Annotated in this window: 26 protein-coding genes and 3 pseudogenes; 13 read left to right on the top strand and 16 right to left on the bottom strand. The window is 56.1% G+C overall.

From position 1 onward, the window contains the following. Positions 1-117: 117 nt before the first annotated feature. A complete protein-coding gene (locus AB8B33_RS26155; RefSeq protein WP_439017595.1) occupies positions 118-963 on the bottom strand; it encodes a class I SAM-dependent methyltransferase in 846 nt (281 codons plus the stop codon). A 478-nt stretch (positions 964-1,441) separates the two neighbouring features. After that, entirely contained in the window at positions 1,442-2,083 is a 642-nt protein-coding gene (locus AB8B33_RS26160; RefSeq protein WP_439018854.1) for a hypothetical protein, read from the bottom strand. Between the two features lie 84 nt (positions 2,084-2,167). Between AB8B33_RS26160 and AB8B33_RS26165 the strand changes: the two genes are divergently transcribed. The 5 genes and pseudogenes from AB8B33_RS26165 to AB8B33_RS26185 all read left to right on the top strand — a co-directional run. After that, positions 2,168-2,380 carry a hypothetical protein gene (locus tag AB8B33_RS26165; RefSeq protein WP_439017596.1) on the top strand — a complete coding sequence of 71 codons (213 nt, stop codon included), beginning with the start codon at positions 2,168-2,170 and terminating at the stop codon, positions 2,378-2,380. Further along, a complete protein-coding gene (locus AB8B33_RS26170; RefSeq protein WP_439017597.1) occupies positions 2,377-2,592 on the top strand; it encodes a hypothetical protein in 216 nt (71 codons plus the stop codon). The genes AB8B33_RS26165 and AB8B33_RS26170 overlap by 4 nt, the downstream gene beginning before the upstream one ends. 575 nt (positions 2,593-3,167) lie before the next feature. Beyond that, positions 3,168-3,611, top strand: a complete 444-nt coding sequence (locus tag AB8B33_RS26175) for a hypothetical protein (RefSeq protein WP_439018855.1) — start codon at positions 3,168-3,170, stop codon at positions 3,609-3,611. A gap of 45 nt (positions 3,612-3,656) precedes the next feature. Beyond that, positions 3,657-4,568 (top strand): HNH endonuclease, encoded by a 912-nt coding sequence (locus AB8B33_RS26180; RefSeq protein ID WP_439017598.1) that lies wholly within the window; start codon positions 3,657-3,659, stop codon positions 4,566-4,568. A 532-nt stretch (positions 4,569-5,100) separates the two neighbouring features. After that, positions 5,101-5,262, top strand: a pseudogene (locus AB8B33_RS26185) (IS5/IS1182 family transposase); the annotation flags it as partial. Between the two features lie 38 nt (positions 5,263-5,300). Here the strand turns inward: AB8B33_RS26185 and AB8B33_RS26190 are convergent. Together AB8B33_RS26190 and AB8B33_RS26195 are read right to left on the bottom strand one after the other, a co-directional pair. Further along, positions 5,301-5,684: a hypothetical protein gene (locus tag AB8B33_RS26190; protein ID WP_439017599.1), complete on the bottom strand. Its 384-nt coding sequence runs from the start codon at positions 5,682-5,684 to the stop codon at positions 5,301-5,303. 34 nt (positions 5,685-5,718) lie between these two features. Then, positions 5,719-6,510, bottom strand: coding sequence for a hypothetical protein (locus AB8B33_RS26195; RefSeq protein WP_439017600.1), 792 nt, complete (start codon positions 6,508-6,510; stop codon positions 5,719-5,721). Here AB8B33_RS26195 and AB8B33_RS26200 point away from each other — a divergent pair. Then, positions 6,509-7,072 carry a hypothetical protein gene (locus AB8B33_RS26200; protein ID WP_439017601.1) on the top strand — a complete coding sequence of 188 codons (564 nt, stop codon included), beginning with the start codon at positions 6,509-6,511 and terminating at the stop codon, positions 7,070-7,072. The two genes, AB8B33_RS26195 and AB8B33_RS26200, sit on opposite strands and share 2 nt — an antisense overlap. Positions 7,073-7,432: 360 nt before the next feature. Here AB8B33_RS26200 and AB8B33_RS26205 read toward each other — a convergent pair. After that, positions 7,433-7,675 (bottom strand): annotated as a pseudogene (locus AB8B33_RS26205) (ATP-binding protein); the annotation flags it as partial. Between the two features lie 256 nt (positions 7,676-7,931). Between AB8B33_RS26205 and AB8B33_RS26210 the strand changes: the two are divergent. Next, a complete protein-coding gene (locus AB8B33_RS26210) occupies positions 7,932-9,344 on the top strand; it encodes a TolB family protein (protein ID WP_439017602.1) in 1,413 nt (470 codons plus the stop codon). A gap of 81 nt (positions 9,345-9,425) precedes the next feature. Here the strand turns inward: AB8B33_RS26210 and AB8B33_RS26215 are convergent, their stop codons facing one another. Next, positions 9,426-9,785 carry a DUF982 domain-containing protein gene (locus AB8B33_RS26215; RefSeq protein WP_439017603.1) on the bottom strand — a complete coding sequence of 120 codons (360 nt, stop codon included), beginning with the start codon at positions 9,783-9,785 and terminating at the stop codon, positions 9,426-9,428. On the opposite strand from AB8B33_RS26215, the gene AB8B33_RS26220 reads away from it, so the two are divergent. After that, on the top strand, positions 9,770-10,006 hold the full coding sequence (locus tag AB8B33_RS26220) for a hypothetical protein (protein WP_439017604.1): 237 nt from the start codon (positions 9,770-9,772) through the stop codon (positions 10,004-10,006). The two genes, AB8B33_RS26215 and AB8B33_RS26220, sit on opposite strands and share 16 nt — an antisense overlap. A 9-nt stretch (positions 10,007-10,015) precedes the next feature. On the opposite strand, the gene AB8B33_RS26225 is transcribed toward AB8B33_RS26220, so the two are convergent. Further along, positions 10,016-10,579: a hypothetical protein gene (locus AB8B33_RS26225; protein WP_439017605.1), complete on the bottom strand. Its 564-nt coding sequence runs from the start codon at positions 10,577-10,579 to the stop codon at positions 10,016-10,018. A 909-nt stretch (positions 10,580-11,488) separates the two neighbouring features. Beyond that, positions 11,489-12,505 (bottom strand): S1/P1 nuclease, encoded by a 1,017-nt coding sequence (locus AB8B33_RS26230; RefSeq protein ID WP_439017606.1) that lies wholly within the window; start codon positions 12,503-12,505, stop codon positions 11,489-11,491. A gap of 336 nt (positions 12,506-12,841) precedes the next feature. On the opposite strand from AB8B33_RS26230, the gene AB8B33_RS26235 reads away from it, so the two are divergent. Continuing rightward, positions 12,842-13,240, top strand: coding sequence for a hypothetical protein (locus AB8B33_RS26235; RefSeq protein WP_439017607.1), 399 nt, complete (start codon positions 12,842-12,844; stop codon positions 13,238-13,240). Here AB8B33_RS26235 and AB8B33_RS26240 read toward each other — a convergent pair. Continuing rightward, a complete protein-coding gene (locus AB8B33_RS26240) occupies positions 13,231-13,869 on the bottom strand; it encodes a hypothetical protein (RefSeq protein ID WP_439017608.1) in 639 nt (212 codons plus the stop codon). The two genes, AB8B33_RS26235 and AB8B33_RS26240, sit on opposite strands and share 10 nt — an antisense overlap. 10 nt (positions 13,870-13,879) lie before the next feature. After that, positions 13,880-14,092: a hypothetical protein gene (locus tag AB8B33_RS26245; protein WP_439017609.1), complete on the bottom strand. Its 213-nt coding sequence runs from the start codon at positions 14,090-14,092 to the stop codon at positions 13,880-13,882. 241 nt (positions 14,093-14,333) lie between these two features. On the opposite strand from AB8B33_RS26245, the gene AB8B33_RS26250 reads away from it, so the two are divergent. Continuing rightward, positions 14,334-14,618 (top strand): hypothetical protein, encoded by a 285-nt coding sequence (locus AB8B33_RS26250; RefSeq protein WP_439017610.1) that lies wholly within the window; start codon positions 14,334-14,336, stop codon positions 14,616-14,618. A 174-nt stretch (positions 14,619-14,792) separates the two neighbouring features. Here the strand turns inward: AB8B33_RS26250 and AB8B33_RS26255 are convergent, their stop codons facing one another. The 4 genes from AB8B33_RS26255 to AB8B33_RS26270 all read right to left on the bottom strand — a co-directional run bounded on the left by AB8B33_RS26255 (position 14,793) and on the right by AB8B33_RS26270 (position 16,194). After that, positions 14,793-15,212, bottom strand: a complete 420-nt coding sequence (locus AB8B33_RS26255; protein ID WP_439017611.1) for a hypothetical protein — start codon at positions 15,210-15,212, stop codon at positions 14,793-14,795. Between the two features lie 204 nt (positions 15,213-15,416). After that, positions 15,417-15,629, bottom strand: a complete 213-nt coding sequence (locus AB8B33_RS26260; protein WP_439017612.1) for a DUF6719 family protein — start codon at positions 15,627-15,629, stop codon at positions 15,417-15,419. 51 nt (positions 15,630-15,680) lie between these two features. Then, positions 15,681-15,944, bottom strand: coding sequence for a DUF982 domain-containing protein (locus AB8B33_RS26265; protein ID WP_439017613.1), 264 nt, complete (start codon positions 15,942-15,944; stop codon positions 15,681-15,683). A 103-nt stretch (positions 15,945-16,047) separates the two neighbouring features. Beyond that, the gene (locus AB8B33_RS26270; RefSeq protein WP_439017614.1) at positions 16,048-16,194 is read right to left on the bottom strand and encodes a hypothetical protein; all 147 of its coding nucleotides are present in this window, start codon (positions 16,192-16,194) and stop codon (positions 16,048-16,050) included. Between AB8B33_RS26270 and AB8B33_RS26275 the strand changes: the two genes are divergently transcribed. Both AB8B33_RS26275 and AB8B33_RS26280 read left to right on the top strand, forming a co-directional pair. Continuing rightward, positions 16,193-16,579 carry a transposase gene (locus AB8B33_RS26275; protein ID WP_439017615.1) on the top strand — a complete coding sequence of 129 codons (387 nt, stop codon included), beginning with the start codon at positions 16,193-16,195 and terminating at the stop codon, positions 16,577-16,579. The two genes, AB8B33_RS26270 and AB8B33_RS26275, sit on opposite strands and share 2 nt — an antisense overlap. A gap of 152 nt (positions 16,580-16,731) precedes the next feature. Continuing rightward, entirely contained in the window at positions 16,732-16,992 is a 261-nt protein-coding gene (locus AB8B33_RS26280; RefSeq protein ID WP_439017616.1) for a hypothetical protein, read from the top strand. Positions 16,993-17,176: 184 nt separating this feature from the next. Here the strand turns inward: AB8B33_RS26280 and AB8B33_RS26285 are convergent, their stop codons facing one another. After that, positions 17,177-17,725 carry a hypothetical protein gene (locus AB8B33_RS26285; RefSeq protein ID WP_439017617.1) on the bottom strand — a complete coding sequence of 183 codons (549 nt, stop codon included), beginning with the start codon at positions 17,723-17,725 and terminating at the stop codon, positions 17,177-17,179. A 170-nt stretch (positions 17,726-17,895) separates the two neighbouring features. Here AB8B33_RS26285 and AB8B33_RS26290 point away from each other — a divergent pair. Beyond that, a pseudogene (locus AB8B33_RS26290) lies at positions 17,896-18,021 on the top strand (cold-shock protein); the annotation flags it as partial. 145 nt (positions 18,022-18,166) lie between these two features. Here the strand turns inward: AB8B33_RS26290 and AB8B33_RS26295 are convergent. Beyond that, positions 18,167-18,457: a hypothetical protein gene (locus tag AB8B33_RS26295; protein ID WP_439017618.1), complete on the bottom strand. Its 291-nt coding sequence runs from the start codon at positions 18,455-18,457 to the stop codon at positions 18,167-18,169. Between the last annotated feature and the right edge of the window lie 361 nt (positions 18,458-18,818).

Raw genomic sequence — 18,818 nt, forward strand, 5'->3', positions numbered from 1 at the left:
TTCTTTGATACCGCGCCAGTTCAGTCGGGCTCAAACTGTAGGTCGCGTCACTGTCGGCGCGGGAATCCGAGGTCATCGCGATACATTGCGAGCCAATTCCTGGGCGGAGGAGGGGGCTTAGCACTTTGACACGGTACCCAGGCTGAGTACCCACATTTCGCGGTAGCAGAGATCGGGGTCTGAAATCAGGCGTTCCGGCTCTTCGCCGATCGCTTTCCATTGGCGATGATCCGCTTCAGACAAGTCGCATGTTCGGGCGAGCCCGGATAAGAATTCGAGATTGTTGCGAATGTATTGCCGCTCCGCGGGCCTGAGCGGCTGACGGCGCTCCGCGAGAGTCGTAACTGCAGAGACATTCTCGAGGCCCGCTGCTCGAAACCACGCCGATACGCGTGTTCCCCTCATCGCGCCGGACATCTGTACATCATCAGACAGCGCGTCAAGTAGACGCCAAATCAGTTTGGGATCCTGCGGCTGATACTGCCAAACCGAGATATCGACCTCCTTCACTGCAACGAGTCCGCCGGGCTTTACGACACGGCAGAACTCAGCGATCGCTTGTGTTAGCTCTTCGTCATTCAGATACTGGACGACGTTCGCGCTCCAGACCGCATCGAAGGTGCCAGTCTCGTAGGGCAGCGCGAGGATGTTACCGATTCGCGCGCTTATCGGACAGGCAAACCGCTGGCTTGCAACCAAGCCTTCGATCGCCTCGAGATTTTCGCGTGCTAAATCACAAGCCTCAATATGCCCCTCTACGCCAAGCAACTCTGCCATTAAAGGCAGGAAGACTCCATTGCCCGCACCCGCGTCAAGCACTGACCAGCCAGGTCGGATGCCGACGGCACGAAGGGTGGCATCATATTCGTCCTTCAGCGCCATGTAATGAACGTCAAGGTGTCCTCCACCGCTGAGCTTATGCCCAGTCGACGTGATGTGTTCGGAATTTGAAGCGTTGCTCATCTGCCTGCTCGGTCCGAGTTCACAACAACTGCTTTTATAGGAATGTAACCTGTGGCGCGGTCAGTCTGCCATACGCCCCAGCCCAGATCGAAATCCGGTTCGCGCGCTGATCGCCATATTAGCGGGTTAGAAAATACATATCGTCTGGGACTGTCAACTGGCGCCCTGACCTCCTTCTCAAAAATCCATGAGGTGGGCTTCTGGAAGACGAATTTGATTTCGGAAAACGAACCAGAGTTGGGTGCGCAGTACGCTGAGCAATGGAAGCGAAGCGCCATTCTGCAGAAGGGCGGCACCAAAGCGTGTACGATGAAAAGAATGCCGAGGTTGCCCGCAAGGCCGTTTCCGAAGACCCGATTTTAAGTACCGGAACGCCTTTGGCGACTGTTGGGAAGGCGTAGAGGACCGCGTGAGGAAACAGCACGCCGCTACACGTCGCCTCGGCCAGTAGTCCAAAGTAGGAATTAGCGTCGACGACCTACCGCAACAGGCCTTCGCTCCCGAATTCATCCCATCCGCTTAGCCCAGTCGCCGCTTCGTCAGCACTGTTCTCGGCTTTCTTGGTCTTCTTCTGCTTCTTAAGCGAGCGGGTCAGCTTCGCCTGATAGGCCGCGCGCCTTCGGTTTTCGGCCTTCGCCGCGGCATCCTGTTCCCGCCATTCGTCCACGGCGCCACGGTCGAGCAGATCCTCGACAACACGTGGGTCGAATACGTGAAAAGTAATCCGCCTCGCTCGCCCCTGTAGCCGAACGGTTCTCGTCCCAGCACTTGGAAGGCGACCATCTCCTAGCCAACGCTTTCGTTCAGACGCAGTGATCGTCAAGATGTCCTCGATCTCCCGGGGAATGACCGGTAACTCTACCATGTCCTTCAGCGCCTGAGAGACGGCCGCAGACGTGGCCCGGAACGCCGTCTTCGATGCCTCCGGCATGATCAGGATGAGCCCGCTTGCCTGCATATCCAGCGACTTCCGGACCGGGGACGGTAGCCGGGAGCGGATTTCCTGCAGGATTCCTTTCACCCTGACACCAGATCCGAGGGTCGCCCCCACGGGAAGCGGCCACTCCCTGATCAACTCGGGATCGTCGCTTTCCTTGCTTTTCGTCTTCGTCTTGGGCATCCCGCAGCAGATGGTGTCGAAGGGGTCGCGCGTCAACGGAACTTGGGATGATTTCCCACGTTTTCGAAGCGAGGAGGAGCCCCCATGTCTATGCCAAACGAACCCATTGTGCCGCCACCATCGCCGCCGCCGGTCGACACGCCACCCCGCGATCCCGACCGGGTACCCGGCGAGGAACCGCTTCCCGACCCCGAACCCGACGACGGCGCCTCTCGAAGCGTGCGGGCTTCCGTCCATTGCCCAACCTGGAGCCTTCTCTGCAGGGGTGTTCGTCTTCAGCAGGAGGAGAGGCGTTGACCACGGATTGGAGCCACGATCTGCGCCTTAAACTCGAAGATTTCGTCGACACGTTCGTAGTCAATGGCGCGAAACAGGTCGACGTCTACAACGCTATTCAGAAGGAACTCGACTCCCTGAGAGCCGCGTATGACCGCGACCCGGATCCCACTGACGATCCCAGCGACGTGTTCGACGAACCTTCGAACGACTGGCCCGCTTCCCAAGACTGACCACGTCTTGCGGCCAGTCTGATTCCCTGTTCAGGAGCCGCATCGCTGAAATGCTTTTTTGCGGTATCGACAAAACATCTCGATCGGATCGCAAGGGACTATCAACAGGGCCTGCTGATATTCGAGAGGAAGGCTGTTGCACAGTCTCTTTTCACGATGACGCCATTGGTTTCGGCATTCGCGGCCGTCCTCTGGTACTTAGGCATGTTCGCTTGGCTTATGGACTTCAACCGCGATACGCGGGTAGTCCCCTTTTTCCTCACCGGTCTTTTTTCGCGGTGGTCATTAACTACACCGTCCGCTACCGCACCCGCAGGAAGGTCGAATACGAGGTGAACGGCATATCGCTGCTTACGCTCGGAGTGCCCGGTCGACTAGGGTGCCTCGCCATAGGCCTCCTAGTTGCCCATGTGGGATTGTGGACATCGGCGTCTATCAGTGAGCACCAACGGGATAGCATCGGCCCCAAAGCGGCCGTCGGCCTTCAACGATAATCAAGTCTCCGTTGTAGGCCCCGGCGACGCCATGTAGTCTCGCGCCAAGCCGACAGGTCGGCGATGACACGCAGCGATTCGATGGCAATTCTCTTCAAGACTGCAATCAGCGAAAACTCGGCATTCGAAATGATCGAAACGGCGCTATCGGGCGCGTACCAGTACGACGGCTACCTCAATGTCGTCGGCGATGCCGGCGAGAAGGCTCTGTCCTGGGGTCCGGCAATGCTTGCCGAAGAATTCAAGGCAGAGGTCAGCGAGATCCTGAGGCAGACCTGGGATGCCGCCCGCTTTTGGGTGGTGTACGAGCGCCGCGATGACCGGAAGGATTCGGAAGCAACCGAAATGCGCAACGTGGCGTTTCGCCTGACCCGGGGATACAGCGGTGTAATCGTTGTCACGCTCAGCCTGCTAGGGAAACGCGATAATGCGAACGATCTCGAACTGGTCTTCGTCTGCTTCGAACAGGACTTCCACAGACGGAGTTTTCGAGTGCGCTTCGAGGGGAAACCCGTTCCCAACTAGGATTGGCGCGAGATCGTATATGCGGTGCGACAGCAGGGGCGGACATTGAAGGGGATTTTCGACACCAAACGGGACTCGGGTTACAAAGACGATCTCGCGTTCCGATATCACTTTCCCAAACCATACCGTCACATCGCTGAATCCTTGGTCGGCGATTGGATCATCTATCGAGAACCGCAACGCAACGGTGGTCGCCGGGCTTACGTCGCGACAGCGAAGGTCGTCGCCATCCAAGATGATCCTGAAGATCCCAGTCACGCTTACGCGGTCATGGCTCTGTATGAGGAATTCGACGAGCCCGTGCCGTTCGTTCGTGACGGCCGTTACTGGGAGGCATCGCTGCGTTTGATACCGGATCGGACGCGCGTCGGCGCCTACCTGCAAGGCAAATCGATCCGTACAATTCTCGACGCCGAATTCGCTGCGATCGTGCGAGCGGGCCTTTCCGAAACCTTGGCGGCCGACAATGCGATACGCCTCGAACTCGATCCTGGGCACGTGGACGGCCCCGCCCGGGAGTTGCTCGATCTCCCGCTTATCGAGCAGGAGCGCCGCATCGAGCAGATCCTGATGAATCACAAGATCCGGGAAGCAAGCTTTCGACGGAAGGTCTGCGATGCCTATGACAGCCGATGTGCGATCACGGGTCTCCGGATCGTCAATGGCGGCGGCAAGTCCGAGGCCCAGGCTGCGCACATATGGTCGGTGGCCGAGGGCGGGCCGGATGTCATTCAGAACGGGATCGCGCTCTCGGCCACGGTGCACTGGCTGTTCGACAGGCATCTGATTTCGCTGACTGACGACTATCGAATCCTTGTCTCACACAACAAGGTGCCGTCGGAGTTGCGGACGCTGTTCGCGAAGCAGATGGATCGGATCCATTTGCCGAAGGACGCGAGGCTGTGGCCGCATCCGGCGTATGTGGCGCGGCATCGGGAGCGGTTCAGTTCGGTTTGATTGCCGCCCAAGGATCTTATCGGTTTTAAGGGAAATCAGTAGCTGAGTGACATCGATAATTCGACGGTAGATTGGACGCCTATCGCTGTCATCTCCAGATCTCAATATTCTACATTTTCTGTGTATCGTGCCATCTCTCGCCGACGATTCCGCAACAATTCACGAAGAATGTCGTATCAGATATGTATGTTTTTCCGTCTCTACTGAACGTATAGCCGATGTCGACTCTCGTTTCTCTTATTCCAAGTATCAAGGGCAATACCGATTCGATTGGATTTTGTCCGGAGCTCGCAGAGCAACAATCTTTAAACGTATCCAGAAATTGTTCTGCTGTCGTAATGTCAGAGGGAATTGTATTCCTTTCGTCAGACAAAACTCTATCAATTCCTATCTCGATAAGTCGTCCGTTAGTAAAGAAGGAAATTTTCTCATAACAAAACCCAATTATGTTTAGGGAAATAAAACCCGCGATCAAAGCGAGCGCAACGAAGCGAAAATTGCTCACGGTAAAACCTTCCTTGCTTCCAATCGCTTCGCGGTCCAACCACAACGATGGGTCGTCGAACGCTTCTTCGCTTGGATTAGCCGCAATCGACGGCTGTGGAAAGACGCAGAGACTACCATCCAATCCGCCATCGCCTTCCTCTACGCAGCAGCCGTCATGATCCTTGTCAGACGTACCGCACGCCACTAATGAGCAATTTCGGGACGGACTCTTAGAATTTTAACTGATTACGGAACTTTTCTAACCATTACTTGATTCACACAGCCATTGTGAGTCCGCTCAACAATTTCAACCTCAAGATAAACTGCAGCTTCAATGATTAATATTCTATCGTGCATAATATCAACCCTCTTAGCTGTGTTTTTCTTTGAATTTTGACAGTCAATATATTTAGAAACCGCAATAAAAAGCTCGTCATTCCTGTCTAAAAGACCGAAATTTTCGTATTCTCTCTTTGAGTAAATTTCGTATAGATATGAGTTCTTTTCTATTATTACGTTTTTATATAAGTAGAAGCCCGCGGAAACAATCAACAAAACAAGTAACACGTCACTTATGCGGAGGACGTGCTTCCAAAGTCCTTTTGCATTTTTGTATCTCGTTGCAGGCATGCTTTATAAACCCTCAGACCCCATCGCCCCATCATCATTCGGCGGCTTTACCCAAACCCAACTCCTCGTCTGTCGGGAGCTGATGTCCGATAGACGCGGATGGTGGGCAAAAGGCAGGCCTCGGGGCATTATCGATGAGGACCACATACTGCTCGAACGTCGGTATCAGCTTGTATTTGACCGCAAGATTATAGCACGTGTCGAGGGCGCTCTTGCCCATGAAGCATTTGTTGACAGACCTGACTTTCTCCGCAGCGCCAGGCTCGTAGTATCCGCCCATGAGATCTATCAGCGGGTCTGCCACCATCCCGTTTTTGCGCAGCTCTTCAGAAAATGATTTGCGGGCATAGAGCATCAAGGCAATGGAGTTGTGCGCAGCATACCACCCAAGCCCGTCTTTGGTTGCCGGGAAGTACGATGGAGGATAAAGACCTCCAAAAAATTGACTCGCCAATCTTTCCAGCGCAGCGTCATTTCCCTGGCGGGCATCTTTCCATAGTTCCCGCCAGGCCTGATCGCACTTTCCTTCCGTGTACAGCTTCAAGAGACGTTGTTCCTGCGTGGCAGAAAGTTGATCCCTGGCAACGGCTGGCGCTGGCAGCTGAATGAGGCACGATGCAAGCGAGAGAATTGCAAGGAGCTTTCTTGTCGCTCGGGTATTTCGCACCATGTGTCTCCATCGCAAGTGTTTGGGACTGTTCAGAGGGAAGAAAGCGGCCGAATCGTGCCCGTCAGTCCACAGCCCCATCATCATTTGCTTCGTAAAGCGGCGACGGGCTATGAATTCCTCGAAATAATCGGCCGGTCGATTCTGCGAGGCATTCATGGGCGGTTCAACGGAGTCAGAAAAATCGCTGCTCGCAAGGCTCTTTTGGATCTTAGTAGCTGTCTGGCTTTTGCTTGGCCTTGTTTCGTCGTTTGTCTTGGTGATCGGGTTAAATTTCATACCGTCCACCGAGTGGGCCGCGGCGACGCATCACCTGCGCATGATCTTGGGCCTCGTGTCCGCCCCTCTTCTTGTCTGGGTCGTTTGGAAAGGTGGCAAAAAAGCTAAAGCGAGCGAAGTGAAACGTATTTTCGTAGTCTCATGCAGCCCGTTTTTTGGTTACTTTCTGGGAGGCAATATTCTCTTCATTTGGCCGTTACTGCTCCCGCTGATCGCAGGCCATGAAGTTGCGCTCCCGTTTACCGTACTGCGAGCAACCGATATCGGTGTAAAGTACTGCCATTCGCCAGTCATATTGGCAGACATGCCTTTTTTTGCCGATGGAGTGTGCCACGTCCCGGAGAGCATCAGAATTAGCCTGTCACCGGGCAGCCGCATCGTCGTACGAGGTTGGGGAACGCGTCTCGGTGTGTACGCGCATGACTTGAGCCTGGCGGACTGAACGGACATCCCTTCTAGTCAAAGGTCTCGCCCGCTTTCGGCTCCCATCGCCCCATCATCATCCGGCGGTGGAGTTTCCTGCCTTGGCAAGTTTCACTCACTATAGACGGCCGCTCGTATCATTTAAAAAGGAAAAGCTCCTGTTCTTGCTCCACGCGTTCATGTGAGTAGCAACCTTTCATCCATCCGTAGCTGATTGCCGTTCCCCGAAGCTTTCCCAGTGTCAATCAGCACCGAACATTGACCCCTTTTGCTTATCCAATTTTGACCCCCTGTGCTGTAGATCAGCACTTGGTCTGCCAGGCGCTGGCCGGGGTTGCAGAGGGAAGGCCAAGTGCGGGTGATGGAGGGCTCTTTGGCTTTAGCTTTGAGAGCGGTTCTTGAAGCGCCAGGATTCGTTTCCGGTCTCGACAATCTCACAATGGTGCGTCAGGCGGTCGAGAAGTGCCGTCGTCATCTTGGCATCGCCGAACACCGTTGGCCATTCACCGAAGGCCAGGTTTGTGGTGACGATGATCGAGGTGCGCTCGTAGAGTCTGCTGATCAGGTGGAACAGGAGCTGACCTCCGGCCTGAGCGAAGGGTAGATACCCGGAATTTCCCAATTCAGGCAATCGGGCGCCAAACCCGCCAAGGTTGCTCTGAATTCCGAGTGATCTGGTCTGGGTCCTGCGAGCTACCCCCCTTCTCGTTAGGCTACTTCGGGTGAAGGCTTTGCCTTAAACCGCAAGGACTGATAAACTTATGCGAGCAAGCTTGTGTTTCAGTTGCCTGCTAGGTAGCGACAGCGCCTTTTGAGCAGTAGCACCCCAGAATTGCGTTGCCGCCCAGTCTTTGCCACAGCAAACCGGGAGAAGCATCATGAGGCATGGGAAAATCAAAGGAACCAACGGCCCAGACCACTTGGTCGGCAGCGTCTATTCCGATGACATCGTCGCGAAGAAAGGCGACGACCTCATCAATGCGCTGGGGGGCGACGACAGCATCAACGGCGGAGGGGGCTACGACACGGCGGTATTCTCCGGTTCCGTCACAGACTACAGCTTTCAATGGTTGAGCGACGGCCGTCTTCAGGTTTCGGGACCGGACGGGATCGATCTGCTCACCGGCATCGAGGCGCTGCAGATCGGCACCGATACCTACGGCGTCCCGGCAGGCGTGACCTTCACGCTGGTCAAGGGGTCTCCCGTCCCGCCGGGCGACGTGTTGCCGGGCGGGATTTCCGACAATGGCAAGGTACTGTCCTTCAACGAGTTCAGCCCCGATTTTACCTCAAGCAAGGTCTTCCTTTGGTCTCATGGGCAGCCGCATGAAATTGCCAGCGCCGCCGACCATTTCGTCATAGCGGGGCCTGTCTCCGGCAACGGACGCTTTGTCGCCTATACCGAGGCTGATCTGGACATCACGACGACAGACACCTTCGTCCTCGATCGAAAAACCGGAAGCCTGACCAACATTACACAAGGAGCGGATGGCACCAGCTCCATCACCTCCTTCTCAGACGATGGACGGATTGCGGCTCTTGACAGCGCGGCGACCAACCTCGCGCTGGACACCAATGGCGCGATGCGGGACGTGCTGATCTACGACCGGGGCCACGGCGGCAGCTTCGTGAACATCACGAACGGCGCAGACGGCGGCAGCTTCAGCCCGGCCCTGTCCGGTGACGGCAAGACCGTGGCGTTCCATAGCTTTGCTACCAATCTCGTCCCTGGCGAGTCTGATGATAATGGTCAAGGCGATATCTTCGTATTCGATCGCACAACCGGAAAGATGGACAACATCACCCACGGAGGAAACGGGCCCAGTAGTGCTCCAGTGCTCTCGGAACATGGCAACAAGGTCGCCTTCTCTAGCGATGCGACCAACCTGGTGGCGGGCGAGACCGATTCGAATAACAATACCGACATCTTCATCTTCAATCAGAAGACCGGCACCATGGACAACATCACACACGGTGCCAACGGAACCTCCTTCGGGGCGTCCATTTCCGACGATGGTCGCTACGTGACCTTCTCCAGCAACGCGACCAACCTCGTGCCCGGCGAAGCCGATCTGAACGGGAGCACGTTCGACGTCTTTGTGTACGACACCCACACCGGCAAGATCGAGAATCTCACGTCCGGAGCCAATGGCGACAGCTTCGGCGCAGCCATTTCCGGCGACGGTTCTACGGTGGAGTTCGCCACTTATGCGACGAACCTGACCCCCGGCAGCCAAAGCGGCTTCCAGAATACTGTCGTCGCGGACGTGGGGGACTACTGGTTTGCCTGATCGTCGTTCGCGAGAGATTGAAAGCCTTCTTGGGCTGCGTCAAGACAACGCTGAACATCCGGTTTCAATACAGATTCCGACCTAGGTGCCTGAACCACGACCGACCAGCGGACGTGCGGTTTGCACCCATTCGATTGACTGCCGACTCTTCGCGGTCGTTGCGCGTCGTCGCGGCTGCCGCCCATCGTCTGGCAGGACCTTGAAGCCAGCGCCTCTAGCGACGTTCACGAAGGCGCTCCTTGCTTTCGAGGCATCGTGATCGCCCTGCATGGCCCGAAGGCAGGTTGCTAGTGCGTGCTGCCAGCCTGTGTCGTTGGGCTTCTTTCGCCACTGGTTCGCTATCAGGATTCCCATAATGTCTTCCACTGTCCTGGCGATCCTGGGGCGATCCGACCCCGGCAGAAAAATGGCGACTTCTCTAACGCATGTCCAAGTGCACACAGGAAGACCACCTGCTAATGTCGAAGGCGGTCCGTGAATGGTATCGGTACCACGAGGTGGAGTGGGACAATCAAGCGTCCTCGTTTTTGTGTGATGCCGCCATCGAACTCTACAACGAGGGCTGTCGCTCGGTAGAGGAGATGGCGACCGTTCTGATCGGCACTTACGTCGGGCTGGTCGCCACGCGCGTCAACGCGCCATCTTCGAGCTCAGTGCATTGACAGGCCAAATTAGATCGGGCTGAACTCGACGAATTCGCACTGCATGTGATCCGACCGCGTCTTCTTCCAGTCGTAGACATATTCCCCCTGGTCGATTGCCGAGCAGCTCATTCCAGGCAACACGGTACCGGATGGATTGGTCGCCGCTTTCCGAGCGATGTAACGCCAGAACAAGCCCGAGCTGTCGGACTGGTCCTTCTCGATACGAGAGAGTTGGACGACACCGCATGGACCTTCGGGCTGCGATGATACGACCCAAGCTCCACCGTTTGCGAAGTCGGAGACCCAGACGAACTCCTGCGTGAACGGGTTCGAGCTGACCTGGCAGGTCCGGATATCCTTCGCGTGGTCGGCCCTGGTGATCTTCAGGAAGTTCTCCTCGGTCGGATGATCGCACATGCTTGCGAGAGCGCGGAGCGTGTCGAGCATACTGGGGTTCGCCTTCGCGTCTTCTCGCAGACGGACCATGCCTTCATTGAACTTCGCGGCATCCGTCGCGATTCCAGGATTGCGGGCGAGAGCGTCATCAATGGAAATCTGACCGGTGGCCATGCCGAGCCACGCGCCCATCATGTTGCATTCCTTGGGATCGGAGAATTCCTTCACAGCACCCGGATAGTTCTTGCGAGCCTCGTCGAGCTTCTTTTCCAGATCGGCAGCCTTCGCTTTCTTGCGGACGGCCGTCTGGAGGAAGTCGCACCGGAGGCGCTGCTGGCCCGCCTGAAGCTTGCAGCTATACGTCAGCGAGGAATCCTCCTGCTGGTTATAGAGCAGCCATTGGTGGGATAGTCTGCGGCGACGGCATCGAACGCCACCACTCCGACTGCAAGCATTATCAGCGTTTTCATCGATTTTCCCCCGTCCTCATCTTTGCTCCGGCAGGAAGGGGAATTCAACCCTGACACGCCGCATCTTGTGACCTGCTGAGCGTTCCACGAATCCTTTCTACGACTCGTTCTGGTGTCTAGCTTTTCGGTGCTCGCGCTGTCGCATAGGCCGCTTCGCTACCGCAACATTGTCTCCGAGCATGCTCTTCCTGAACTGACGAGGATTCGACATGCTTGCTGAACGTCATACGACACCGGAATCCAACCCCGTCGACGCTGCTATGGCCTGGCACGGAGGGGATCCGCGCGCAACCATTGATGCTCTCTCAAGGATCGCGAACGACTGTGCGAACAGCTTGCAATCGCCCGGGCATGCATCAGCAAAGGCTATACGCGCGGTTGGCTGCCCGGCGCTGAATTCGAGGGGTGATGACGATAACTGCGGAGACGAGCAGCGTCCCGGGTTTCGTCGCAGAACTCGTGAAGGCGGCGAATGAAGTCGACCGCCTGACCGCGGGCGAAATCGAGCGCTTGTTGCTTCGTGCGATAACCACGGTGCGCGATCTGCGCGAGCGAGCTGGCATCCCCGGGAGCGGTACCGAACACGATGCAATAGTCCACCTGGACATCGCGTCGCAAACGATGGAGCCGCATCTTAAGGCTGCTGGGTCGAGTTCTGAATAGGGTCGGTGTATGCCGGATCAAGCGCCTGATTTATCAAATGCGCCAGGCGAAACCCCGCCAGCCTCACACGTTCCTGCGCGACATCGGCGAAGGCATCGCGATAATCCTTGCCGATATCGACCGAGCGCTTGGGATCGCCGCGCTTGTAAGTCAGACGATCCTGAGAGTATTGGCAGTTTTCGCCAACCTCTATGCAGTAGAGGACGTCAGGGCGCAGTGTGATCTGAAAGGACTCGTTGGCCCATTGCCACGGGTCTCCGCCGACAATGCTCTTCTCGTCTGTCAGCGTTGTGTTGGCCTGAAGGCTGTCCACTGCGCGATAAGTGATCGTGCGCTTTCCCCAGGTTTTCTTGAAGTCAGCCCGCTGTCGCACATGCTCAAAGAGGCCTGCCTCCAATAGGCAGTTGTCCCACACGGCATGGAGGTTATCCGGTTTCGGCGACGTGCCGCCGCACTTCCCCTGCAACTCGACAACGATCGAATTGCCTCCGCGGTCGTCTTCGAAAGAAACATGCAACGGCTGATGAATGTCACCGAGCCAGTGGCCAACCGCCATCAGCGCGAATACTCGCTCCTCGTTGGGTTTCGACGTGTCTTTGAGGATATCCAGGTCTCGCCTAATGCCGGAGAGAATGCATTCTCCGTTCGCCGGGCAATTGCCATCGACGATCGATTTCGTTGACCTCTCGACATTGATGAAGTGATCGTCCGGATGTTGGCGAGGAATCTCGTCCTCTTCGAGGCAGCCAAGATTGAAACTCGTGTAGTGGCGGTCGGGCATATTCCCGCGTCCCTGAACGTCGATGCCGCCCTTGTCGATTTCGAACAGACTACGGAGTTCCTTGCGTGTGGCGTCTGTGAAGTTGCGATAGGCGAGATCGCATACCGTCAGGTGACCGAATTTACCCCAGGCGTGCGCGGGCGCCGTGGCTCCTAACAGCGATGCGACGAGTACGCAGGCTCCAAATATTAAGTTTAGCACGCGCATGATTACCGTCCCCCTTGGCAATGAGCAGCACGCAGCGGCCGCCGGGCATGAATATGCTCGGATCGTCCTGTTGATAGCTTAAATTGAAACTGTATTTCACGTGTATAGTCCGCATTAACTCGTATCACGAGTAATCAACTTGTCAAGACGTCATGTTTAACGCGGCACAATACTGTGAGCCTAGCGTGGATAAACTCCCGTGAACATCGGTTGGCCGCAGGCTGTTCGGAACAACCTCATTGAAGCATTGCTCACCGATCCGTCAACCCTTGGAGAGATCCGAGGGTTTTCGACTGCGAGCTGCCAGCGAAGGCCACAGTTGAGCTGATCTCGGCGGTGCTACGGGCTCAAAACAAAAACTATAAGCGCGACATCTGCCACGATCGCATCGAGCTGGTGCCGACGTTCAAAAACAGTTCCGATAAAACAGTCGTGGCAATAGCTCATACGGTCACTATAACCGGTGCGTTTGGCGACACGATCATCGAGGGCGAAAGCAAACTCGATACCAAGATCCCACCGGGCAAGACCGTCGAAAGCGAAAATATCTTCTTCTGGGAAGACAATCAGTTCATCCAGGGCGAGCCTTACGACAAACCCACCGGACCGGTTTCCACAGGAACGGCCAAGGCCACGCTCAATGTCACCAAGGTTATCTACTCCCACGGTACCTCGAAAACCTTAGGGCACATCGAGAACGTTGCGGCTATCCGGTCCTCAACGCCTCATTGCTGAGGACCGCACTTCGCGTCTTCAGCGCCGAGGACGGCGTCCGGATCGAGTAACTTGGCGAAGTCCGCTGACTTTCTGTAGAGCTGCTCGGCAGTATCCCGTGCGATCTTGGCGTCGGCAAGGACAGTTGACAGGACATCCGGTCCGGTGGAGCCAATCTCTAGTTCACGAACGATCTCGGAGATCATCGAAGCCTTCAGATGGATGTCGTTCTGAAGCGCCGTCTCGAGATCCTGCCCCTGGGTTTCGGCAGCCACTCCGAGACGAGCTCCGACGTCGTTCAGGTTCTTGGAAAGACACGCAGTCGTATCCTTGAGAGCTTGGATATCATCGTATAGCTTCGGAGGAACGCGGCCATCGCCTTTCAGGCTGTTTTCGACGGTGTCGTAGAAATCGCTCTTATCGTTCTTCAACTGGTAGAACGAGGACGAAAGTCGAAGCATCGCCTTGGCGAGCAGATATCGTTCGTTGGCGGCGATCTTCTTGGCGGCGGCCTCGTCGAGCTTGTCATAGATGTTCATCAGATCGACGAGGCTTTTGGTGTAGGCGGAAAAGGAATCAGCTGCAGAAGCCGCGATCGACAGATGCGCGGCACCCACGACGTAGAGCACCTTGCGTGATCGGCTGAACATATCCGCCACCTTATTGAGAGGATCGTTTCTTCGAACTGCGAAGGAGTAAAGACCCCACGATGATGCAGATCGCGCCCCATGCGATGGCCACAGTCGGAAACCACGCGAAGCTTGAGTTTGGAACGAGCTCGGCGCGGATCAACTGTGTCCATAACGCCATCAGGAAATAGGCGCCTCCGAGAGCCATGGCGGGCACGCCGAAAATGTATTTGAAGATCTTCATATGATCGACCCCTCGAGCACGAAGATCATATCACTGCTTTAGATTGTATTGAAGAGGTGCGTCGAAGTTTACAGCTATTCATCAGCCGTTGTTTGCTTGATCGATTGAATGAGACCACGGTCGCCGCGGTCCACGGTAGCGCAGCCTGCTAAGCCCGCGAGAAAGCGGTGGGCCGAACTCACACCTTCGGTGCATCTGCCCCGACTACGTCGATGATTGCCTTCACTAACGGTGGCACCGTATGTCCCGCGTCTTCGAGCTTGGCTGCCGTTCCCCGAAGCTTTCCCAGGAATTTGTCGACAGACCACTGGTGCAATGCCCCTCGCCAGAGCACACCTGCACCTTCCTTACAGCCGAACCTGACGCATCGGAATTGGACAGCCTCGGAGGGCGTACAAGTGAAGCCGTATTTCTGGAGCTTGCTGGTCAGAAGGGCGCGATTGCCGCCTGGCTCGCTTGCCAGTTTCCCCACCCATTGCTCAAATTCAACAACACGGTGCGAGTGATCGCCATTACCTGGTCCTGAGGCGTTTGCGGGGTAACACCAAAGACCTAAGACCAGCAGTAAATAGAGTCGTTTTTGCAAGGTGATCTCCAGGATTTCCGCTGGAAACTCAGCTTAGGATTGTCAATCTGTCAAGTTGGTTGCGGGCATCAGCCTACGACGGGCCCACCGCCCCACCATCAAAAGAGGGGGTCCTCATTCACGCAACGCTCGCACGGCGATGAGTTTTAGCGCAAGGAACGCCATAGAAGCGAACGATGCGCCAACCAGGCAAGCAAACCAAAAGATATTGAAGCGGCGGGGTCCCAACAAGAAATCGCCGAGCTTGCATTTGGCGGTGAAACAATACTCGGGAGCGTAGGCAATACCAATTGTGAAGACCGCCGCCACGATCATCGTAGATGCAATAAGACGCGCCGCTTTCGCATTGGAAAGTATCTCTCGCGACGGAACGTAGGCGTCCCATTGCCGCTGAAGGAATAACGCAAGAGTTAGACATGGCAGCGCCGTCACTGAGACAGCCAGCAATATCGAAGAAAGCGTGCGAGCGAAATATATCTGGAAAATGTTCGCGTTTATGAAGGCCAGGATTGGGAACCCTACCAGTGCAATCATCCAGTGCTTCGGCCGCTCGAATAGCAAGAATAGAAGGCTCACTAGCGCTAGCAGTGCGGGCACTGGTGGGAAGTATACGTGGGTGACAATAAAGGTCAGCATGGAAATCCGACGTTGGTTTTGTCGGTGTGTATACGGCCAGCCGGTCACGGCGGCCAGTCCCCGTCGCCCATCATCGAGCGGACGGCGGGAGCAGTGCATTGCTCAACGAAACTTTGGTACGCATTCCACTTCATTGGGTTGACCAAAGCCCCCGCCCGTGACGAGCTTCATCTCCGAGGGCGGGCATGAATCGTCCGTGACGATTACCTGTTGCCCTTGCCTGAGAGCGCCCTTGTCGGGAACCTTGTCAACAAGCGGGGGGCCGCAACCGACGAGCGCGGATAGACACAATATGAGAAGCGCACCACGCGTCATTAGTTACTCGAGCTCGCGATTGTTTGGTGAGTAATAATGGCCGCGGATGTTTTAATGAATTGAGGCGACCGCGCCGACACCGGCTTCATTGGCTGCTCGAAGGATCGCACTTCTCAACTCGTCGCTGCTGGCTTTCCCGGTCATAACGTCGAGACACGCTTTCACCGCGGTTAGAAATTCCTCGCCATCATCTGATGGCCACTCCTTGATCAAAGCGTTGGCAGCCTCAAGAGCGGTTCGAACTATCAGCCGGCGGCCTGGATCCTCGAAGATGAGGATGACTTGATCAAATTCGGTCGACATGTCGATTTTCATAACGCAGTAACTCCACAAGAAGCCTGGCTAACCCGTTTCGCGCGAAAAGCTAAACGTGAGGGTGCAGACTGTCGCGTGAATACCGCGTGACATGTGCCGGCGGTCACAGCGTCGCGCTCTTGGCCTGATCCAGAATCACGACGATGAACTCGGCGCTGTCCATCACAGTTGGAACGATGCCGTTCCCGTGGATGAAGATGACGAACCAGTGTGCGCTGTCGAGCTGTATTGCGATATGGAACCAATTCATGGACTTGCCTCCTGTTCGCCAGAAGAACAGCACGGCTCTGGCCCGCCTCGCACTGCGGATTATCTGCGATGAGATCGATCGGCTGACAGCAGCTCTTGAATGTATTGAGCGCGAAGTCGCCTTGCGCTCGAAGGAAGACGTCGACGTTTCGCGGCTGATGACAATTCCCGGCATCGGGCCGATCACGGCAACGACGTTAAAAGCGTATGTGCCGGATTTTTCTTCATTCAAGTCGGCCCGCCATTTTGCGTCATGGCTTGGGCTTACGCCGATAGCGCAGGCGAGCGGCGGGAGCGTCAGAGCGGGAGCTATCTCAAAGGAAGGAAATCCTATTTTACGATGGTATCTTGTTATGGGAACGATGTCGGTCATACGCCACGCCTGAAAATCCTTAGATATGTGTGACTGGTGTAGCGCTTTCCGTACTCGGTAGTCCGCGTTGTCCGGACTGCAGCCACAGGAGGCGGGATTGGTAAATTGGCCGGCACTCAAGGAATGGGTGAGCTCGGAAGGCGCAAGCGGTAAGTAAACCGCCTCGTGCATCACTTCATCACTCACTGCCGCGTTGAGACTGATCCTTCATTTGAAGATCCTCTGCTGCGCTACCGGGTCTCGCTGCCCGAGCCCCAGCGGCATTTTCTGGATGCCCTGAAGGATGCCGTCGCTAGGAAGGTGATCAGGAGCCCTTCGGTCCAGCATCTTGAATTCAAGGGGCAGAGCAAGGTCGTCCCGGTATTCGAGGTCTTGATGTCCGATCCGGAATGCCTACTGCCGTCATCGGTCTTCAAGGCTTACTGAGCCGACGCCAATCCTATGAGGATCATCTGCGACCAAGTAGCTGCGATGATCGACATGGGCCTGATGAAGACCTACGAACGCCTGTTCAGTCCGCGGATGGGTTCGGTTTTCGACATCCCTGGGGCGGTCGCCTGATCGGGGGCGCTTTCGCTCTGCGGGTTTGCACTCAGCCGAAGCTCGTGGATCACGCTGGAGCAAAAGAGTCCGCAGCCTGTTGAACTGCCGTAATTCTTACCTGCCCTTCCGCGATCGACCGCTCGATCGCCTCGGGCGCGCGCAGACGACGGCGCATCAAATTGAGATTTACGAGGATCCCGGGCTCGTTGTTGTTTGCGGCCAAGGTTTCCAGCACGAACGATCGATCGAACGCGATCCCGAAATAGACGTGATCAATCGTATCGCCCCACGTCGGATCGATGACCTCACCAGCCTCGTTGACCAGCCATGCGTGGTGGATCGGGATTGGCAGATTCCCGTCGATTGCATAGCCCTCAGCATAGAATACGTCCTCGCGCTGAATGGCATTAATGGTTGCGTTATTGAAGCAGGCACCACGTGCGCCCATGCGCAGCCATACGGGCTTGCGAATTCCCGCTGGGAATTCTTGTCCGTGCTTCAGGAGGGCGGCAGCGTGCCCGAAGTTCGGTTCCGACGACGCGACTGAGCGAATGTAGTCCCCGAGCGCGTCTAGGAGTGCACTTTCCAACGCTTCAGCTTCGCGATGAGTATTCATTGCAGATCGCCTTTCGTCGTTTGTCTCCCATCAGGCTCGTGTAGAGATCAAGCCCTGTCAACCTCGGGAGAACGAGGTTTTTCACACGGGTTGGCGTCAAGGGCGATTGCGCGCATCTCATAATCGTCGGCTAAAACTTGCATGCGAGCGGCATTGGTTGGAGCTAGCAGATGGCAACTGGAACAATCAAATTCTTCAATGACGAGAGGGGTTTCGGCTTTATCACGCCAGATGTGTTCGTACATGTTTCCGCAGTGCACGGTTCAAGCGTCCTGCGGCAGGGAACAAACGTCTCCAGTATCCCTCGCTGCAAGAGAGTGCCTGCCAGTGCCGCTTTGAGTTCGGCATATCCGCTGGTGTCGTGGTACGGTCTCGTCATCGCTTAGCTCCTGATTTACGTTAGGAGCTTCACAAATCAGCTTGCAAGCGACAACCGACCCGTCAAGTAGCCTGGGCTTCCTTGGCGTTTCGGCGTCGCCAATCATATTGAGGCCGAGGTCCCAAGTTCATCTCAGGGAGCAGAGCTGGCATCTCCCTCAGTCCATAGGCGCGAGCCTTCATCCGGATTTCGGTGATCCCTCGAAACTGATTTTCGAACAGGCTTCTGATTGCACCACTCCATTTGGAAGAGGACAGCGACCGGACGATTTTGAACAGGTCGTGACCATCGAGCGCGGCAGACAGCCCAGCATCGTGTTGCTTGAGGGAGCCCGACACTTCTGTGCTGACCATCGTGGGACGCGACCCTCCCCGCCGATGGCATCGGGCCGCGGGCCCAATCAGGTTTGCGCCTCAGGTTGTCGCGTTAGAATCAAGGCGCTGCCGGTAAGGGGCAAACAAGCTGAGCGTAGGGGCCGAGGGGTACGCCATGCATTGGGATGACCATCCCCCGTCACTGCAGGCGGGTCTGCAAGACCAGCCTGACTCGCGGCCCGGAGAATCGCTGGCATCTACTTGGAGATGGGGTGTCTTGTCGATCCTCGCTGCGGCATCAACAACTGATCGAGGTGACGGTAGGAGACCAGACCTAGATTTGACCGGGGCCGGCCTGACGCTTTGGCGGCCGATACTTGGCTCAGATAATCCGTTACCG

Source organism: Rhizobium sp. 768_B6_N1_8, assembly GCF_051811225.1.
In the GTDB taxonomy this organism is placed as follows: domain Bacteria; phylum Pseudomonadota; class Alphaproteobacteria; order Rhizobiales; family Rhizobiaceae; genus Rhizobium.